The sequence below is a fragment of the Burkholderia sp. Ac-20392 genome, from assembly GCF_017104585.1.
Classification (GTDB): domain Bacteria; phylum Pseudomonadota; class Gammaproteobacteria; order Burkholderiales; family Burkholderiaceae; genus Burkholderia; species Burkholderia lata.
Map to the genome: position 1 here is coordinate 1 of NZ_JAAGPB010000057.1, position 17126 is coordinate 17126.

Here is a 17126-nt window from a genome sequence, read left to right on the forward strand (position 1 = left end):
TCGCCGTCACGTGGCGCACGCTTGGCCGGTGCGCGATCCGCGCCCGGGCGTTCGGCGCCTGCGGCAGCGCGCGGCTTGAACGTGCGTTCGCCGCCGGCGGCCGGGGACGCCTTCTTCGGGCGGGCCGGCTTGTCCCCTGCGGGCGGTGCCGCGGGGCGTACTGCCTTGCGGGCGACGAGGCTGCCGGAGCGGACAGGGGCGCGGGTCGGCGACGCCGGCTTCGGATTCTTGACGGTTAATTTGGTGCGCATAAACGCTGGAATTCATTCAGACTGCGATCGCACGCAGCAATTCGGTTTCGAGCTGGATCTGCAGGCGGTTGTCGGACAGGCCGGCACCCGCAAGCAGGAAGATGTCCTCGACGCGTTCGCCGAGCGTATTGATCCGCGCCGCGTGGACGCCGATCCGGTGCTCGGCGAGTACGCGCGCGATCGAATAGAGAAGGCCCGGCCGGTCGTTGGCCGACACGGACAGGATGTAGTACTGGCCGCGCTCGTCGGCCCGCAGGTCGACGCGCGGCGTGATCGGAAACGTCCGGGACAGCCTCGACAGGCGGCCCTTGGACGGCTCCGGCAGCGGTGCGGTTTCGGTGAGCCGCGACGCAAGTTGCTGCTCGACGAGATTCGCGATGTCGCGATACCGCACGTCACGCTCGGTCTGCGTGACGATGAAGTTGTCGAGTGCATAGCCGTGCCGCGTCGTGCTGACGCGTGCGTCGAGCACCGACAGCCCGTTGCGGTCGAAATACGCGCAGATGCCCGCGAACAGGTCGGGGCGATCCTTCACGTACACGAGCACCTGCAGCGCATCGCCGATCGGCGACGGCCGCGCGCGGACGATCGCGGTTTCGGCATTCACGTGCCGGTACAGCACGCGTGTCTGCCACGCGATGTCGGCCGCGTCGTGACGCAGGAAGAAGCCGACGTCGAGCTGATCCCACAGCGCGCGATGCGCGTCGTCGGGCACGGTCTCGAGGCGCAGCAGCGCGAGCGCCTGCTCCTGCCGCGACTTCAGCTCGGAATGCGCGTCGGGGTTGGCCCCGCCGAGCACCGCGAGCGTGATGCGGTAGAGATCCTCGAGCAGCTTGCCCTTCCACGTGTTCCACACCTTCGGGCTCGTGCCGCGGATATCGGCGACGGTCAGCAGGTACAGCGCGGTGAGGTACCGTTCGTTGCCGACGACTTCGGCGAAGCGCTTGATGACTTCGGGGTCGCTCGTGTCCTGCTTCTGCGCGACCTGGCTCATCGTCAGGTGATGCTGGACGAGCCACACGATCAGCGCCGCGTCGTCGCTGGCGATGCCGTGCTCGCGGCAGAAGCGCCGTGCGTCGGCCATCCCGAGCGTCGAATGATCGCCGCCGCGGCCCTTCGCGATGTCGTGGAACAGCGCCGCGACATACAGCACCCAGGGGCGCTCGAAGTTGCCGATCAGCTGGCTGCAGAACGGATATTCGTGCGCGTGCTCGGCCACCGCGAAGCGGCGGATGTTGCGCAACACCATCAGGATGTGCTGGTCGACCGTGTACACGTGGTACAGGTCGTGCTGCATCTGGCCGACGATGCGGCGGAAATTCAGCAGGTAGCGGCCGAGCACGCTCGTCTGGTTCATCAGCCGGAACGCGTGCGTGATTCCTTCGGGTTGCTGAAGGATCTGCATGAACGTGTCGCGGTTCTGCGGATCGCGGCGCCACGTGTTGTTCATGATCTCGCGCGAGTTGTACAGCGCGCGCAGCGTGCGGGCGGACAGCCCTTTCACGCCGCGGGTCGTCTCGTACAACAGGAACGCTTCGAGGATCGCGTCGGGGTGGCGTTCGAACACGCCGTCGTCGACGATCTCGAGCATGCCCTGCTTCTCGACGAAGCGGTCGGGCGACAGCACGCGCGTGATGCCGCTCGTCGCGGGGAACAGCTGCGCCTCGATGTTCTGGATCAGGATCGTCGCGAGCTGCGTGACGGCTTTCGCGGCCCAGTAATAGCGGCGCATCAACTGCTCGCTCGCGCGCTTCGCCTGGGTCGGCTGGTAGCCGAAGCTCTCGGCCGCCTGCGTTTGCAGGTCGAACACGAGCATGTCCTGGCGGCGGCCGGCAATCACGTGCAGCCGCGCGCGCAGCGTTTTCAGGAAACCCTCGTTGCGGCGCAGCTCGCGCGCCTCGCGATCGGTGATGAGGCCGCGCGTGTCGAGTTCGCGCCAGCTGCTGCCGAAACCGGCCGCGCGTGCGATCCAGAGGATCGTCTGCAGGTCGCGCAGCCCGCCGGGGCTTTCCTTCACGTTCGGTTCGAGGCTGTACGGCGTGTCCTGGAATTTCGCGTGGCGCTGGCGCATCTCGAGCACCTTCGCGGTGAAGAACGCGCGGGCGTCGAGCGCCTCGTGGTAGCGCACAGTGAAACGCTCGAACAGCGCGGTGCTGCCGACGATGCGACGCGCTTCCAGTAGCGAGGTCTGCACCGTGACGTCCTGCGATGCTTCCTCGATGCACTGCGCGACCGTGCGCACGCTGCTGCCGATCTCGAGGCCGAGATCCCATGCCATGCCGATGAAGCGCTCGATGCGCGCGTCGAGCGCCGGGTCGTGCGCATCGGGCAGCAATACGAGGATGTCGACGTCGGAATAGGGCGCGAGCTCGCCGCGCCCGTAGCCGCCGACGGCGACGAGCGCGAGCGTCGCGGGCAGCTCGCAGTCGTCCCACACGCGCTTCAGCGCTTCGTCGGTGAGTTTCGACAGCGCGTGCATCAGCGACGCGACGTTCGCCGCGCGGCGAAAGCGCTCGAGCATCTCCGTCTTGGCGGCCTTGAATTCGGCGCGCCGCGACAGCGCTTCGGGCGAGGGGGCAGCGTGAGCGCTCATGGGCGGCCGTTCAGGTGCGAGTGGGGCGGGCTGGCGCGACGGCGCTCAGACTGCTGCGGCCGGTTGCGCGAACACGGGGCGCGCCGGCGTGCCGGCCGACACGGTCAGCACGTCGTAGCCGGTTTCGGTGACGAGCACCGTGTGCTCCCACTGCGCCGACAGGCTGCGGTCGCGCGTCTTGACCGTCCACTGGTCGGGCATCGTGCGGATGTCGCGCTTGCCGGCGTTGATCATCGGCTCGATCGTGAAGATCATCCCGGCCTTCAGTTCGATGCCGGTGCCCGGGCGGCCGTAGTGGACGACCTGCGGATCTTCGTGGAACACCGTGCCGATGCCGTGGCCGCAGTATTCGCGCACGACGCTGTAGCCCTGCGCTTCCGCGTGCTTCTGGATCGCATAGCCGATGTCGCCGAGGTGTGCGCCGGGCTTGACCTGGTCGATGCCGAGCCACATGCATTCGTAAGTGGTCTGCACGAGGCGCTTCGCGAGGATCGAACCCTCGCCGACGATGAACATGCGGCTCGTGTCGCCGAAGTAGCCGTTCTTGATCACGGTGATGTCGATGTTCAGCGCATCGCCGTTCTTGACCACCTTCTCGCCGGGAATGCCGTGGCAGATCACGTCGTTGACCGAAATGCAGGTGGCCTTCGGGTACGGCGGGTAGCCGGGCGGCTGGTAATTCAGCGGCGCGGGGATCGTGCCCTGCTCGTTGAGCATGAACTCGTGGCAGAGGCGGTCGAGTTCGGCGGTCGTGATGCCCGCGACGACGTGCGGCGTGATGAAGTCGAGCACTTCGCTCGCGAGACGGCAGGCGACGCGCATCTCAGCGATATCGTGTTCGTTTTTGAGCGTAATAGCCATCGAGGTATGCCTGGAATGCGGTGAATTGACGGATTATCGCACCTTCTGGCAGGCGTCGCAGCCCCTGCCGGCGGTGCGGATGCGGGTTTTCGCGGATTGTCCGGCCGGCTGCCGCGCGGCAAGCGAAAGTGGTGCGCGACTTGAGAGCGGACAAATCGGCGTGCTATACTCTTTGGCTAAGTCGATATCCAATTGCCGAACTTGCCCCATGTTGGGGCGGCGTGGCGGATAGAAGGCTTACGGCACGGGCGTTTGCACGTGTCGAATCGCAAGCCGGCGCAACCAGGGTGCCGGCCGCGCGGAATTCGCGCCCTTCGGGGTGGGATCGCGCGGCGGTACGGCGGCCGGCTTAAGACCCAACCCTCGTGGAGAATTTACATGGCAGTTACGATGCGCCAAATGCTGGAAGCGGGTGTCCACTTCGGTCACCAGACGCGCTTCTGGAACCCGAAGATGGCTCCGTTCATTTTCGGTCACCGCAACAAGATTCACATCATCAACCTCGAAAAGACGCTGCCGATGTTCACGGACGCACAGAAGTACGTGCGCCAGCTGGCAGCGAACCGCGGCACGATCCTGTTCGTCGGCACGAAGCGTCAATCGCGTGACACGATCGCCCAGGAAGCGCAGCGCGCAGGCATGCCGTTCGTCAATGCACGCTGGCTCGGCGGCATGATGACCAACTTCAAGACGCTGAAGGTATCGATCAAGCGCCTGAAGGACATGGAAGCGGCAGTCGAGGCAGGCGAGCTCGAAAAGATGAGCAAGAAGGAAGCGCTGCTGTTCGAACGCGAAATCGCCAAGCTGCAGAAGTCGATCGGCGGCGTGAAGGACATGGGCGGCATTCCGGACGCAATCTTCGTCGTCGACGTCGGCTACCACAAGATTGCCGTTACCGAAGCGAACAAGCTGGGCGTGCCGGTCATCGCCGTGGTCGATACGAACCACTCGCCGGAAGGTGTGGATTACGTGATCCCGGGTAACGACGACTCGAGCAAGGCAGTCGCGCTGTACGCCGAAGGCGTGGCCGACGCGATCCTCGAAGGCCGTGCGAACGCGGTCAACGAAGTGGTCCAGGCCGCACGCGGCGACGACGAGTACGTCGAGGAAAACGCGTAACTGGCCCCGAGCCGGCGCAAAAAGGGGGCTCTCAACAGGCCCCCTTTTTTTAAGCTTGTGCGCCGGACCTGATCGCGCCGAATGGGTGCGGGTCCGGAAACGAATCTCGGCCGTTCGCGTCCAAGCGGGCGGCGTTGTGAATACAGACTCAAGGAGCGAATGATGGCGGCAATTACCGCAAGCATGGTGGCAGAACTGCGCGCAAAGACCGACGCACCGATGATGGAGTGCAAGAAGGCGCTGACGGAAGCTGACGGCGATCTGGCCAAGGCTGAAGAGCTGCTGCGCGTCAAGCTCGGCAACAAGGCGAGCAAGGCGGCATCGCGCGTGACGGCAGAAGGCGTCGTCGCATCGTTCGTCGGCGGCAACGCAGGCTCGCTGGTCGAACTGAACTGCGAAACCGACTTCGTCGCGAAGAACGACGACTTCCTCGCATTCTCGAAGACGGTTGCAGAACTCGTCGCGACGCAAAACCCGGCTGACGTGGCTGCGCTGTCGGCACTGCCGCTCGAAGGCTCGACGGTCGACGCAGTGCGTCTGGCGCTGGTCGGCAAGATCGGCGAAAACGTCTCGATCCGCCGTTTCGTCCGTTTCGAAACCGCAAACAAGATCGCCACGTACCTGCACGGCGCGCGTATCGGCGTGATCGTCGAGTACACGGGCGCGGAAGAGCAGGTCGGCAAGGATGTCGCGATGCACATCGCGGCAATGAAGCCGGTCGCGCTGTCGTCGGCTGACGTGCCGGCGGAACTGATCGAGACGGAACGCCGCGTGGCCGAGCAGAAGGCCGCGGAATCGGGCAAGCCGGCTGAAATCGTCGCGAAGATGGTCGACGGTAGCGTCCAGAAGTACCTGAAGGAAGTGTCGCTGCTGAACCAGACGTTCGTGAAGAACGACAAGCAGACGATCGAGCAGATGCTGAAGGCAGCGAATGCCGCAGTGCAGAAGTTCGCACTGTTCGTCGTCGGCGAAGGCATCGAGAAGCGCCAGGACGACTTCGCCGCCGAAGTGGCCGCGCAAGTCGCAGCAGCAAAGCAGCAGTAAGCCGTAAGCAGTCAGGCAGTATCCGCGGCGGGCGTCCGCTCCGCCGCGGTCGGCGCCGCCGCCGGCCGGCCGGGAAACCCGGTCCGACCGTCGGCGCTTGCCCGAATCAGTATTTCGCCCCTACAGTTCGTGGTTGTCATCCTCTCGTCGCTCGGAAGCCCCTATGTCCAATGCCTATAAACGCGTCCTTCTCAAACTCTCCGGCGAAGCGCTGATGGGCGACGATGCCTTCGGCATCAATCGCGCGACGATCGAACGGATGGTGGCCGATATCGCCGAAGTCGTGCGTCTCGGTACGCAGCTTGCGGTCGTGATCGGTGGCGGTAATATTTTCCGCGGTGTCGCGGGTGGCGCGGCCGGCATGGATCGCGCGACGGCAGACTACATGGGGATGCTCGCGACGATGATGAACGCGCTGGCGCTGCAGGATGCGATGCGCCACGCCGGCATCGAGGCGCGTGTGCAGTCCGCGCTGCGGATGGACCAGGTCGTCGAGCCGTACATCCGGCCCCGCGCGATCCGTCAGCTCGAGGAAGGCCGCGTCGTGATCTTCGCGGCCGGTACGGGCAACCCGTTCTTCACGACGGACACGGCCGCCGCGCTGCGCGGTTCGGAAGTGGGCGCCGAGGTCGTATTGAAGGCGACCAAGGTCGATGGCGTATATTCTGCCGATCCGAAGAAGGATCCGTCGGCCACGCGTTACACGACGATCACTTTCGACGAGGCGATCAGCCGCAACCTGCAGGTGATGGACGCGACGGCCTTTGCGCTGTGCCGCGACCAGAAGCTGCCGATTCGCGTGTTTTCGATCAACAAGCCGGGCGCGCTCAAGCGCATCGTGCTGGGCGAGGACGAAGGTACGCTCGTCCACGTGTAAACTCCCGCGGATGCGGGCCGTCGGCCGCGGCGCACCCGATGCGCCGGGCAGGGCCCGCGTTCTTTGAAGGTTAGAAGGTTCGGAGGTTGAAATGAGTGTCGCTGATACCAAGAAGGGCGTCGAGCAAAAGATGCAGCGCTCGATCGAAGCGTTCAAGAACGATCTGGCAAAGATCCGTACGGGCCGTGCACACACCGGTCTGCTCGATCACGTGCAGGTCGACTACTACGGGTCGATGGTGCCGATCTCGCAGGTCGCCAACCTGACGCTCGTCGATGCGCGCACGATCGGCGTGCAGCCGTGGGAAAAGAACATGGTCGCGAAGGTCGAGAAGGCCATTCGCGAAGCCGACCTGGGCCTGAACCCGGCCACCTCCGGCGACCAGATCCGCGTGCCGATGCCCGCGCTGACGGAAGAGCGCCGCCGCGAGCTGACCAAGGTCGTCAAGAGCGAAGGCGAAACGGCCAAGGTCGCGATCCGCAACCTGCGCCGCGACGCGAACGAAGCGCTCAAGAAGCTCGTGAAGGACAAGGAAATCTCGGAAGACGACGAGCGCCGCGCGAGCGACGACGTGCAGAAGCTGACCGACAAGCACGTTGCCGAAATCGACAAGCTCGTGCAGAGCAAGGAAGCCGAGATCATGACGGTCTGACGACCGTCCTCGCGCGCCGCCTTCTTCCCGCAACTGTCTCAACGGCCATGACCTATACCAGCTCTACCGTTCGCGTGCCTGACGTCGGCGTCGTGCCGCGTCACATCGCGATCATCATGGACGGCAACGGCCGTTGGGCGACCGAACGCCGCTTGCCGCGCGTCGCGGGGCACACCCGCGGCGTCGATGCCGTGCGGGCGGTGGTCGAAGGCTGCGCGCGTGCCGGCGTCGAATACCTGACGCTGTTCGCGTTCAGTTCGGAGAACTGGCGCCGTCCGAACGACGAAGTGTCGTTCCTGATGCGCCTCTTCATCACCGCGCTCGAGCGCGAGGTCGGCAAGCTTCACGCAAACGGGATCCGCCTGCGTGTCGTCGGCGATCTCGACCGCTTCGAGCCGCGCATCCGTGAACTGATTCGCCGCGCCGAAACCAAGACGGCGCGCAATACCCGTCTTACGCTCACCATCGCGGCCAACTACGGCGGCCGGTGGGACATCCTGCAGGCGACGAAGAAGCTCGTCGAGCAGGCCGTGCGCGAGGGTCGCGAGGTCGAGGTGACCGAGGACGCGTTCGCACCGCACCTGGCGATGGCCTATGCGCCGGAGCCCGATCTCTTCATCCGTACCGGTGGCGAGCAGCGCGTCAGCAATTTCCTGCTGTGGCAACTCGCGTACGCCGAATTCTATTTCACCGACAAATACTGGCCGGATTTCGACGGCGCGGCACTGGCCGACGCAATGGCGTCGTATACGGAGCGCGAGCGCCGCTTCGGCCGCACGAGCGCACAGCTCGAACCGCAATCGCAGAACGCCGACTCCCTTTCATGCTGAAAACCCGTGTGATCACGGCGATCGTGATGCTGGCGGTACTGCTGCCGGTGACGCTGTTCGCGCCGCTCACCGCGTTCGGCGCGCTGATCGGCGTCGTGCTCGTGTTTGCCGCGTGGGAATGGGCGCGCCTGCTCAAGCTCGGCGGCGCCGGCCCGGTCATCTATGCCGTCGTCGCGGCGCTGGCGCTCGCGGCAACGGCGCCGCTCGGCGTCGATGCGGCTTCGTCCCGTCCCCTTTTCATGGCAGCCGGCGTGTTCTGGCTGCTGGTCGGCCCGTTCACGCTGCGGCGCAAACCGGCGCTCGCGGGCGGCGTATGGCGGCCGTTCCTGCTCGCGGCGGGCCTCGTGGTCTTTGCGGCCTGCTGGCATGCGCTCGTCGCGGCGCGGGCGCAGGGCGTACCGTTCGTGCTGTCGCTGCTTCTGGTCGTCTGGCTCGCCGATATCGGTGCATACTTCGCGGGCAAGGCTTTTGGAAAGCGTAAACTGGCCATCACGATCAGCCCCGGCAAGAGCTGGGAAGGCGCGATCGGTGGCTGGCTCGCCGTGATGGTCGTCGCCGGTGTCGCGATGGCCGCGCATGCGTTCGAGCCGACCCTGTTTTCCGCGTTCGCCGTGCGCTACGGGATGCCCGGCGCGTGGGCCGCACTGACGCTGCTGGTCGCGTATAGCGTGATCGGCGACCTGTTCGAGTCGCTGCTGAAGCGGCAGGCGGGCGTGAAGGATTCGAGCGGACTGCTGCCTGGCCATGGCGGCGTGCTCGACCGTGTCGACGCGCTGCTGCCGGTGCTGCCGCTCGCGATGCTGCTGCTTGGTTAAACCATTACTTCTGTTATGCAAAAACGTCTGACATTGCTCGGTTCCACGGGCTCGATCGGAGACAGCACGCTCGACGTGGTCGCGCGCCATCCCGAGCGCTTCTCGGTCTACGCGCTGACCGCACACCGCAACGGCGACAAGCTGGTCGAGCAATGCCTGCGCTTCGCGCCCGAAGTGGCGGTGGTCGGCGATGCCGCGACGGCCGCGCACGTCGATGCGAAACTGCGCGCGGCGGGCAGCAAGACGACCGTGCTGCACGGGCCGCAGGCGCTCGTCGACGTGTCGAAGAGCGATGGCTGCGACACGGTGGTCGCGGCGATCGTCGGCGCGGCCGGCATGGCGCCGAGCCTCGCGGCCGCGCGCGCCGGCAAGCGCATCCTGCTCGCGAACAAGGAAGCGCTGGTGATGTCGGGCGCGATCTTCATGGACGCCGTGCGCGACCATGGCGCGATCCTGCTGCCGGTCGACAGCGAACACAACGCGATCTTCCAGTGCATGCCGCGCGACGCGGCCGAGCACGGCGGGATCTCGAAGATCATCCTGACCGCGTCGGGCGGCCCGTTCCGCACGCGCGAGCCGGCCACGCTCGTCGACGTGACGCCGGACGAGGCGTGCAAGCATCCGAACTGGGTGATGGGCCGCAAGATCTCGGTCGATTCCGCGACGATGATGAACAAGGGCCTCGAGGTGATCGAGGCGCACTGGATCTTCGGGCTGCCGGGTGACCGCATCGACGTGCTGATCCACCCGCAGAGCGTGATCCATTCGCTCGTGTCGTATCGCGACGGCTCGGTGCTCGCCCAGCTCGGCAACCCCGACATGCGCACGCCGATTGCGCACGCGCTTGCGTTCCCCGAGCGTGTCGATGCGGGCGTCGACCAGCTCGACCTCGCGCAGATCGCCCAGCTGTCGTTCGAGAAGCCCGATTACGCGCGCTTCCCGTGCCTCGCGCTCGCGCTGAAGGCGCTTGAGGAAGGCGGCATCGCGAGCGCTGCATTGAACGCAGCGAACGAAGTCGCGGTCGAAGCGTTTCTCGAGCGCCGCATCGGCTTCATGGCGATCGCGGCGACGGTCGACGCCGTGCTCAACACGCTGCCGAACCGTACGCCCGACGGGCTCGAGGATGTCCTGGAGGCGGATGCCGAGGCACGCCGCCTCGCCGCCGAAATCATTGCGAAAGCGCCTGCGCCACGCGTGGAGCGCACTGTCTGAATGGAGTGCTCATGAACGTGCTGGTCGAACTGATCGCGTTTGCGGTGGCGATCGGGGTGCTGGTCGTCGTGCATGAGTACGGACACTATCGCGTCGCGCGCTGGTGCGGCGTGAAGGTGCTGCGTTTCTCGATCGGCTTCGGCCAGCCCGTCGCGCGCTGGGTCAGCCGTAGGACGGGCACCGAGTGGACGCTGTCGGCGCTGCCGCTCGGCGGCTACGTGAAGATGCTCGACGAGCGCGATCCCGGCCCCGGCATTGCGCCCGAGGAGCTCGGCCAGGCGTTCAACCGGCAGTCCGTCTACAAGCGCATCGCAATCGTCGCGGCCGGGCCGATTGCCAACTTCCTGTTGGCAATCGTGCTGTTTTCCGTCGTATTTGCCACTGGTGTAACCGAGCCGACCGCGATCGTCGCACCGCCGGCCGCCGGTACGGTGGCGGCGCGCGCGGGCTTCGACGGCAACGAGAAGATCGTGTCGATCCGCAACGCGCAGGGCGGCGAGTCCGAGCCGGTGCGGTCGTGGTCGGACCTGCGCTGGAAGCTGCTGGCGGCTGCGTTCGATCACCGCGAGATCGTGCTCGGCGCCCGCGACGGCAACACGACGTTCGATTTCCGCGTCGACCTCCGCAATGTTCCCGAAAGTCAGCTCGACGACGATTTCATGGCCCATCTGGGCTTCGAGACCGGCGGCGGCACGCTGTCGGTCGCGTCGGTGCAGCCCGGCAGCGCGGCGGAGCAGGCAGGCCTGAAGTCCGGCGACAAGCTGGTCGCGCTCGACGGCAAGCCGATCGGCGGCGCGTCGCGCTTCATCGATTTCGTGAAACACCATGCAGGCAAGCCGCTCGACCTGCAGATCGAGCGCGACGGCGCTGCGCAGACGGTGTCGATCGTGCCGCAGATGCAGCGCGACGACGAATCGGGGCAGCAGGTCGGCCGGATCGGCGCGGCGCTGTCGATGCATGCGCCGTCCGTCGACGTGCGGTACGGGCCGATCGAGAGCCTGCAGCTCGGCGCGCACCGTACGTGGGACATCTCCGTGTATTCGCTGCGGATGTTCGGGCGCATGATCACGGGCAACGCGTCGCTGAAGAACCTGTCCGGCCCGGTGACGATCGCGGACTACGCGGGCAAGAGTGCGCGGCTCGGTCCGTCGGCGTTCCTGTCGTTCCTCGCCCTTGTCAGCATTAGCCTTGGCGTCCTGAACTTGTTGCCGATTCCCGTTTTGGACGGGGGGCATCTGTTATATTATGCGGTTGAAGCCACGACCGGGAAAGCCGTCTCGGAGCGCTGGCAGCTGATTCTGCAAAGAGCCGGGTTGATCTGCATCGTCGCATTGTCGGCGATCGCGCTGTTCAACGATCTGGCTCGGTTAATCCATTTCTGAAGCGTCAGGCGGCGGCCGCTCGGCAGCCGCCTGATTTGATGCAGCTAAATATTGGGGATGCATGTTGTTCAAACCTCATCGCTTTGTACCTAAGACAGTTGCAGCGGCCGCGCTCGCCGCGCACGGCCTCGCGGCGCATGCAGCGGCACCGTTCGTGGTGCAAGACATCAAGATCGAGGGGCTGCAGCGCGTCGAAGCGGGTTCGGTGTTCGCCTATCTGCCGATCAAGCAGGGCGATACCTTCACGGACGACAAGGCATCCGAAGCAATCCGCGCGCTGTACGCGACGGGCTTCTTCAACGACGTACGCATCGCCACCCAGGGCAACGTCGTGATCGTGCAGGTGCAGGAGCGTCCGGCCATCGCGTCGATCGACTTCACCGGCACGAAGGAATTCGACAAGGACAACCTGACGAAGGCGCTGCGCGCAGTCGGCCTTGCCGACGGTCGCTACTACGACAAGGCGCTCGTCGACAAGGCGGAGCAGGAGCTCAAGCGCCAGTACCTCACGCGCGGCTTCTACGCGGCCGAGGTCAAGACGACGGTCACGCCGGTCGACGCGAACCGCGTGTCGATCCTGTTCGCGGTGGCCGAAGGTCCGAGCGCGAAGATCCGCCAGATCAACTTCATCGGCAACAAGGCGTTCAAGACGAGCACGCTGCGTGACGAGATGCAGCTGTCGACGCCGAACTGGTTCTCCTGGTACACGAAGAACGACCTGTACTCGAAGGAAAAGCTCACGGGCGACCTCGAGGCGGTGCGCTCGTACTACCTGAACCGCGGCTATCTCGAGTTCAACATCGATTCGACCCAGGTGTCGATCTCGCCCGACAAGAAGGACATGTACCTGACGGTCACGCTGCACGAAGGCGAGCCGTACACGGTGTCGGGCATCAAGCTGTCGGGCAACCTGCTCGATCGCGAAGCCGAACTCAACAAGCTGATCAAGATCAAGCCGGGCGATCGCTTCTCGGCCGAAAAGCTGCAACAGACCACCAAGTCGATCGTCGACAAGCTCGGTGAATACGGCTACGCATTCGCGACCGTCAACGCGCAGCCGGACATCGACCAGGCGAACCACAAGGTGAACCTGAACCTCGTCGTCGATCCGAGCCGCCGCGTGTACGTGCGCCGCATCAACGTCGTCGGCAATACGCGTACGCGCGACGAAGTGGTGCGTCGCGAAATGCGCCAGCTTGAGAGCTCGTGGTTCGATTCGAACCGCCTCGCGCTGTCGAAGGATCGCGTGAACCGTCTCGGCTACTTCACCAACGTCGACGTGACGACGGTGCCGGTCGAAGGTACGAACGACCAGGTCGACGTGAACGTGAAGGTCGACGAAAAGCCGACCGGCGCGATCACGCTGGGTGCGGGCTTCTCGTCGACGGACAAGGTCGTGCTGTCGGCCGGCGTGTCGCAGGACAACGTGTTCGGTTCGGGTACCAGCCTGTCGGTGAACGTCAATACCGCGAAGAGCTACCGTACGCTGACCGTCACGCAGGTCGACCCGTACTTCACGGTCGACGGCATCAAGCGGATCACGGACGTCTACTACCGCACGTACCAGCCGCTCTACTATTCGACGAGCTCGAGCTTCCGGATCATCAGCGCGGGCGGCAACCTGAAGTTCGGCATCCCGTTCTCGGAAGTCGACACCGTCTACTTCGGCGCGGGCTTCGAGCAGAACCGTCTCGACGTCGATTCGAACACGCCGCAGAGCTACCAGGACTACGTGAACCAGTTCGGCCGCGTGTCGAACACGGTGCCGCTGACGATCGCGTGGTCGCGCGACGCGCGTGACAGCGCGCTGATTCCGAGCCGCGGCTACTTCACGCAGGCGAACATGGAGTACGGCGTGCCGGTCGGCAAGATCCAGTACTACAAGGCCGACCTGCAGGCCCAGTACTACTATTCGTTCTCGCGCGGCTTCATCCTGGGCATGAACCTGCAGGGCGGCTACGGTAACGGTATCGGCAACCCGTACCCGATCTTCAAGAACTACTACGCGGGCGGTATCGGCTCCGTGCGGGGCTACGAGCCGAGCTCGCTGGGCCCGCGCGACACGAAGACGAACGACCCGATCGGCGGTTCGAAGATGGTCGTCGGCAACATCGAACTGACGTTCCCGCTGCCGGGCACGGGCTACGACCGCACGCTGCGCGTGTTCACGTTCCTCGACGGCGGTAACGTGTGGGGCAACGCGCCGGGCGGCACGAGTACGGGCGCCAACGGCCTGCGTTACGGCTACGGTGTGGGTCTCGCGTGGATCTCGCCGATCGGCCCGCTGAAGCTGAGCCTCGGTTTCCCGCTGCAGAAGCACGAAGGCGACCAGTACCAGAAATTCCAGTTCCAGATCGGGACGGCGTTCTGACCGAACGCATGACAACAGCAACGAGAGGGTAATTTTGCTAACCGGTAAGTTTTCGAAACGAGTGATGTGCGCGCTGACCGTTGCGCTGGCCTTGGGCGCGGCAACGGCGCACGCACAGGACGTCGCCCGCATCGCGGCGGTCAATTCGGATCGGATCCTGCGCGAGTCGGTGCCCGCGAAGGCGGCGCAGACGAAGCTCGAAGCCGAGTTCGCGAAGCGTGACAAGGATCTGCAGGATCTCGGGGCGCGCCTGAAGTCGATGTCCGATTCGCTGGACAAGAACGGCGCGTCGCTGTCGGCGGCCGACCGCGCGCAGAAGCAGCGCGATCTCGCCCAGCTCGATACCGACTTCCAGCGCAAGCAGCGCGAGTTCCGCGAAGACCTGAACCAGCGCCGCAACGAGGAGCTGGCGGCCGTGCTCGAGCGGGCGAACAAGGTCATCAAGCAGATCGCCGAGCAGCAGAATTACGACCTGATCGTGCAGGAAGCCGTGTACGTCAGCCCGCGCATCGACATCACCGACAAGGTGCTCAAGGCGCTCGCGTCCGGCTCGACGAACTGAACGGAGCAGACGACGAATGGCATTGACGCTTGAGGAACTCGTAAAGCGGTTCGGCGGCGAGATCGCCGGCGACGCACAGTGCAAGGTGGGCGGGCTCGCACCGCTCGACCAGGCAGGCCCGCAGCAACTCGCGTTCCTCGCGAATCCGAAGTACCTGTCGCAGGTCGAGTCGACCCGCGCCGGCGCGGTGCTGATCGCGCCGGAGGATCTGGAAAAGCTGGGTGCGGCCGCGAGCGGCCGGACGGCCGGCCCCCGCAATTTCATCGTCACGCCGAATCCGTACGCGTACTTCGCGCGCGTCGCGCAGATGTTCATCGATCTGGCCACGCCGCAGCGTGCCGCCGGCGTGCATCCGAGCGCGACGATCGATCCGGCCGCGCAGGTTGCCGCGAGCGCGGTGATCGGCCCGCACGTGACGGTCGAGGCCGGCGCGGTGATCGAAGACGGCGTGCAGCTCGATGCGAACGTATTCGTCGGCCGCGGCACGACGATCGGTGCGGGCTCGCATCTGTATCCGAACGCGTCGGTGTATCACGGCTGCAAGGTCGGCCCGCGCGCGATCATCCATGCGGGTGCCGTGATTGGCTCCGACGGCTTCGGCTTCGCGCCGGATTTCGTCGGTGACGGCGACGCGCGCACCGGCAGCTGGGTCAAGATCCCGCAGGTCGGCGGTGTCACGATCGGCCCCGACGTCGAGATCGGCGCGAACACGACGATCGACCGTGGCGCGATGGCGGATACCGTCATCGAGGAATGCGTGAAGATCGACAACCAGGTGCAGATCGGCCACAACTGCCGGATCGGCGCCTACACGGTGATCGCCGGCAGTGCCGGGATCGCGGGCAGCACGACGATCGGCCGCCACTGCATGATCGGCGGCGCGGCCGGGATCGCCGGCCACGTGACGCTCGGCGACTATGTCATCATCACGGCGAAATCGGGCGTATCGAAGTCGCTGCCGAAAGCCGGCATCTATACCAGCGCGTTCCCGGCCGTCGACCACGGCGAATGGAACAAGAGCGCCGCGCTCGTGCGCAACCTCGACAAGCTGCGCGAGCGCATCAAGGCGCTCGAAGCCGCGCTCGCCGCCCAGGGCGGCACGGACGCCTGAGCGCATCATGCGAGACCTCGAACCGGGTACGGCCAGCGCAACCGGCCCGGTTTGCCAGACTGGGCCGCACGGCGGCCCGCTTCAGCCTTTGCATCACCACCGCGCAGCCTCTGCGTGAGACGAACCATCATGAGCACTGAAAAAATCAATCTCGACATCCACAAGATCCTCACGCTGCTGCCGCATCGCTACCCGATTCTGCTCGTCGATCGCGTGCTCGAACTCGAACCGCACAAGGGAATCAAAGCGCTGAAGAACGTGTCGATCAACGAGCCGTACTTCCAGGGACATTTCCCGAAGCGGCCGGTGATGCCGGGCGTGCTGATTCTCGAAGCGCTCGCGCAGGCCGCGGCGCTGCTGACTTTCTCGGAAGAGCAGCCGAAGGATCCGGAGAACACGCTGTACTACTTCGTCGGGATCGATGGCGCGCGCTTCAAGCGTCCGGTCGAGCCGGGCGACCAACTGATTCTGAACGTGACGTTCGAACGCTACATCCGCGGCATCTGGAAGTTCAAGGCGGTCGCGGAAGTGGACGGCAAGGTGGCGGCGGAAGCCGAGCTGATGTGCACGGTCAAGACGACCGACGTGGCGCCCTGAGCGACGCGGCACGGACAGGCAACGCAACGCGACACATCACATCGAGAGGCAACGGCGCATGACCAGGATTCATCCCACCGCGATTGTCGAACCGGGCGCGCAGATCGACGAATCGGTCGAGATCGGTCCGTACGCGATCGTCGGTCCGCACGTCACGATCGGCGCGCGTACGACGATCGGCTCGCACAGCGTGATCGAAGGCCATACGACGCTCGGCGAGGACAACCGCATCGGCCATTACGCGTCGGTCGGTGGTCGTCCGCAGGACATGAAGTACAAGGACGAGCCGACGAAGCTCGTGATCGGCAACCGCAACACGATCCGCGAATTCACGACGATCCACACGGGCACCGTGCAGGACGTCGGCGTGACGACGCTCGGTGACGACAACTGGATCATGGCCTATGTGCACATCGGTCACGACTGCACCGTCGGTAACCACGTGATCCTGTCGAGCAACGCACAGATGGCCGGCCACGTCGAGATCGGCGACTGGGCGATCGTCGGCGGGATGTCGGGCGTCCACCAGTTCGTGCGCATCGGTGCGCACTCGATGCTGGGCGGCGCGTCGGCGCTCGTGCAGGACATTCCGCCGTTCGTGATCGCGGCGGGCAACAAGGCCGAGCCGCACGGGATCAACGTCGAAGGGCTGCGTCGGCGCGGTTTCTCGCCCGACGCGATCTCCGCGCTGCGCAGCGCGTACCGCCTGCTGTACAAGAACGGCCTGTCGTTCGAGGAAGCGAAAGTGCAGTTGCGCGAGCTGGCTGCGGCGGGCGGCGAGGGTGACGCACCTGTAACGACGCTCGTCGAGTTCATCGACGCGTCGCAACGCGGCATCATCCGCTAAGC

General features: G+C 65.4%; 15 protein-coding genes and 1 pseudogene. 13 read left to right on the forward strand and 3 right to left on the reverse strand.

The features are described from left to right. The 3 genes and pseudogenes from G3N99_RS10475 to map form a co-directional block, all read right to left on the reverse strand. Positions 1–251 (reverse strand): annotated as a pseudogene (locus G3N99_RS10475) (pseudouridine synthase); the annotation flags it as partial. A gap of 16 nt (positions 252–267) precedes the next feature. Further along, positions 268–2844, reverse strand: a complete 2577-nt coding sequence (locus G3N99_RS10480) for a [protein-PII] uridylyltransferase (RefSeq protein WP_174941367.1) — start codon at positions 2842–2844, stop codon at positions 268–270. Positions 2845–2889: 45 nt separating this feature from the next. Continuing rightward, positions 2890–3705 carry a type I methionyl aminopeptidase gene (gene map, locus G3N99_RS10485; protein WP_174941365.1) on the reverse strand — a complete coding sequence of 272 codons (816 nt, stop codon included), beginning with the start codon at positions 3703–3705 and terminating at the stop codon, positions 2890–2892. 378 nt (positions 3706–4083) lie between these two features. On the opposite strand from map, the gene rpsB reads away from it, so the two are divergent. From rpsB to lpxA, 13 genes are all read left to right on the forward strand, one after another. Next, positions 4084–4824, forward strand: coding sequence for a 30S ribosomal protein S2 (gene rpsB / locus G3N99_RS10490; protein WP_006752149.1), 741 nt, complete (start codon positions 4084–4086; stop codon positions 4822–4824). 162 nt (positions 4825–4986) lie between these two features. Next, a complete protein-coding gene (gene tsf, locus G3N99_RS10495; RefSeq protein ID WP_174930987.1) occupies positions 4987–5868 on the forward strand; it encodes a translation elongation factor Ts in 882 nt (293 codons plus the stop codon). A 163-nt stretch (positions 5869–6031) separates the two neighbouring features. Then, positions 6032–6745 carry a UMP kinase gene (pyrH, locus tag G3N99_RS10500; RefSeq protein WP_011352459.1) on the forward strand — a complete coding sequence of 238 codons (714 nt, stop codon included), beginning with the start codon at positions 6032–6034 and terminating at the stop codon, positions 6743–6745. 91 nt (positions 6746–6836) lie between these two features. Next, positions 6837–7397: a ribosome recycling factor gene (frr, locus tag G3N99_RS10505; RefSeq protein WP_174382395.1), complete on the forward strand. Its 561-nt coding sequence runs from the start codon at positions 6837–6839 to the stop codon at positions 7395–7397. A gap of 47 nt (positions 7398–7444) precedes the next feature. Then, positions 7445–8227: a polyprenyl diphosphate synthase gene (gene uppS / locus G3N99_RS10510; RefSeq protein ID WP_006478494.1), complete on the forward strand. Its 783-nt coding sequence runs from the start codon at positions 7445–7447 to the stop codon at positions 8225–8227. Next, positions 8221–9042 (forward strand): phosphatidate cytidylyltransferase, encoded by an 822-nt coding sequence (locus G3N99_RS10515; protein WP_011352456.1) that lies wholly within the window; start codon positions 8221–8223, stop codon positions 9040–9042. The genes uppS and G3N99_RS10515 overlap by 7 nt, the downstream gene beginning before the upstream one ends. 15 nt (positions 9043–9057) lie before the next feature. After that, the gene (locus G3N99_RS10520) at positions 9058–10254 is read left to right on the forward strand and encodes a 1-deoxy-D-xylulose-5-phosphate reductoisomerase (RefSeq protein ID WP_206122353.1); all 1197 of its coding nucleotides are present in this window, start codon (positions 9058–9060) and stop codon (positions 10252–10254) included. A gap of 11 nt (positions 10255–10265) precedes the next feature. Then, positions 10266–11636, forward strand: a complete 1371-nt coding sequence (gene rseP, locus G3N99_RS10525) for an RIP metalloprotease RseP (protein ID WP_174944510.1) — start codon at positions 10266–10268, stop codon at positions 11634–11636. Between the two features lie 61 nt (positions 11637–11697). Continuing rightward, on the forward strand, positions 11698–14007 hold the full coding sequence (gene bamA / locus G3N99_RS10530; protein ID WP_174941356.1) for an outer membrane protein assembly factor BamA: 2310 nt from the start codon (positions 11698–11700) through the stop codon (positions 14005–14007). Between the two features lie 64 nt (positions 14008–14071). Beyond that, positions 14072–14569, forward strand: coding sequence for an OmpH family outer membrane protein (locus G3N99_RS10535; RefSeq protein WP_174941354.1), 498 nt, complete (start codon positions 14072–14074; stop codon positions 14567–14569). Positions 14570–14585: 16 nt separating this feature from the next. Further along, positions 14586–15680 carry a UDP-3-O-(3-hydroxymyristoyl)glucosamine N-acyltransferase gene (gene lpxD / locus G3N99_RS10540; protein WP_206122354.1) on the forward strand — a complete coding sequence of 365 codons (1095 nt, stop codon included), beginning with the start codon at positions 14586–14588 and terminating at the stop codon, positions 15678–15680. A 129-nt stretch (positions 15681–15809) separates the two neighbouring features. Continuing rightward, positions 15810–16277 (forward strand): 3-hydroxyacyl-ACP dehydratase FabZ, encoded by a 468-nt coding sequence (gene fabZ / locus G3N99_RS10545; protein ID WP_011352450.1) that lies wholly within the window; start codon positions 15810–15812, stop codon positions 16275–16277. Between the two features lie 58 nt (positions 16278–16335). Beyond that, complete coding sequence (gene lpxA / locus G3N99_RS10550) at positions 16336–17124, forward strand: acyl-ACP--UDP-N-acetylglucosamine O-acyltransferase (RefSeq protein WP_174988880.1); 789 nt, start codon at positions 16336–16338, stop codon at positions 17122–17124. Positions 17125–17126: the final 2 nt, after the last annotated feature.

Excerpts from the sequence above, each read along its gene's own strand:
- bamA (WP_174941356.1), top strand. The coding sequence starts at position 11,698 with ATGTTGTTCAAACCTCATCGCTTTGTACCTAAGACAGTTGCAGCGGCC.
- G3N99_RS10515 (WP_011352456.1), top strand. The coding sequence starts at position 8,221 with ATGCTGAAAACCCGTGTGATCACGGCGATCGTGATGCTGGCGGTACTG.
- tsf (WP_174930987.1), top strand. The coding sequence starts at position 4,987 with ATGGCGGCAATTACCGCAAGCATGGTGGCAGAACTGCGCGCAAAGACC.
- lpxA (WP_174988880.1), top strand. The coding sequence starts at position 16,336 with ATGACCAGGATTCATCCCACCGCGATTGTCGAACCGGGCGCGCAGATC.
- rpsB (WP_006752149.1), top strand. The coding sequence starts at position 4,084 with ATGGCAGTTACGATGCGCCAAATGCTGGAAGCGGGTGTCCACTTCGGT.
- map (WP_174941365.1), bottom strand. The coding sequence starts at position 3,705 with ATGGCTATTACGCTCAAAAACGAACACGATATCGCTGAGATGCGCGTC.
- fabZ (WP_011352450.1), top strand. The coding sequence starts at position 15,810 with ATGAGCACTGAAAAAATCAATCTCGACATCCACAAGATCCTCACGCTG.
- G3N99_RS10535 (WP_174941354.1), top strand. The coding sequence starts at position 14,072 with ATGTGCGCGCTGACCGTTGCGCTGGCCTTGGGCGCGGCAACGGCGCAC.
- G3N99_RS10480 (WP_174941367.1), bottom strand. The coding sequence starts at position 2,844 with ATGAGCGCTCACGCTGCCCCCTCGCCCGAAGCGCTGTCGCGGCGCGCC.
- uppS (WP_006478494.1), top strand. The coding sequence starts at position 7,445 with ATGACCTATACCAGCTCTACCGTTCGCGTGCCTGACGTCGGCGTCGTG.
- frr (WP_174382395.1), top strand. The coding sequence starts at position 6,837 with ATGAGTGTCGCTGATACCAAGAAGGGCGTCGAGCAAAAGATGCAGCGC.
- lpxD (WP_206122354.1), top strand. The coding sequence starts at position 14,586 with ATGGCATTGACGCTTGAGGAACTCGTAAAGCGGTTCGGCGGCGAGATC.
- rseP (WP_174944510.1), top strand. The coding sequence starts at position 10,266 with ATGAACGTGCTGGTCGAACTGATCGCGTTTGCGGTGGCGATCGGGGTG.
- G3N99_RS10520 (WP_206122353.1), top strand. The coding sequence starts at position 9,058 with ATGCAAAAACGTCTGACATTGCTCGGTTCCACGGGCTCGATCGGAGAC.
- pyrH (WP_011352459.1), top strand. The coding sequence starts at position 6,032 with ATGTCCAATGCCTATAAACGCGTCCTTCTCAAACTCTCCGGCGAAGCG.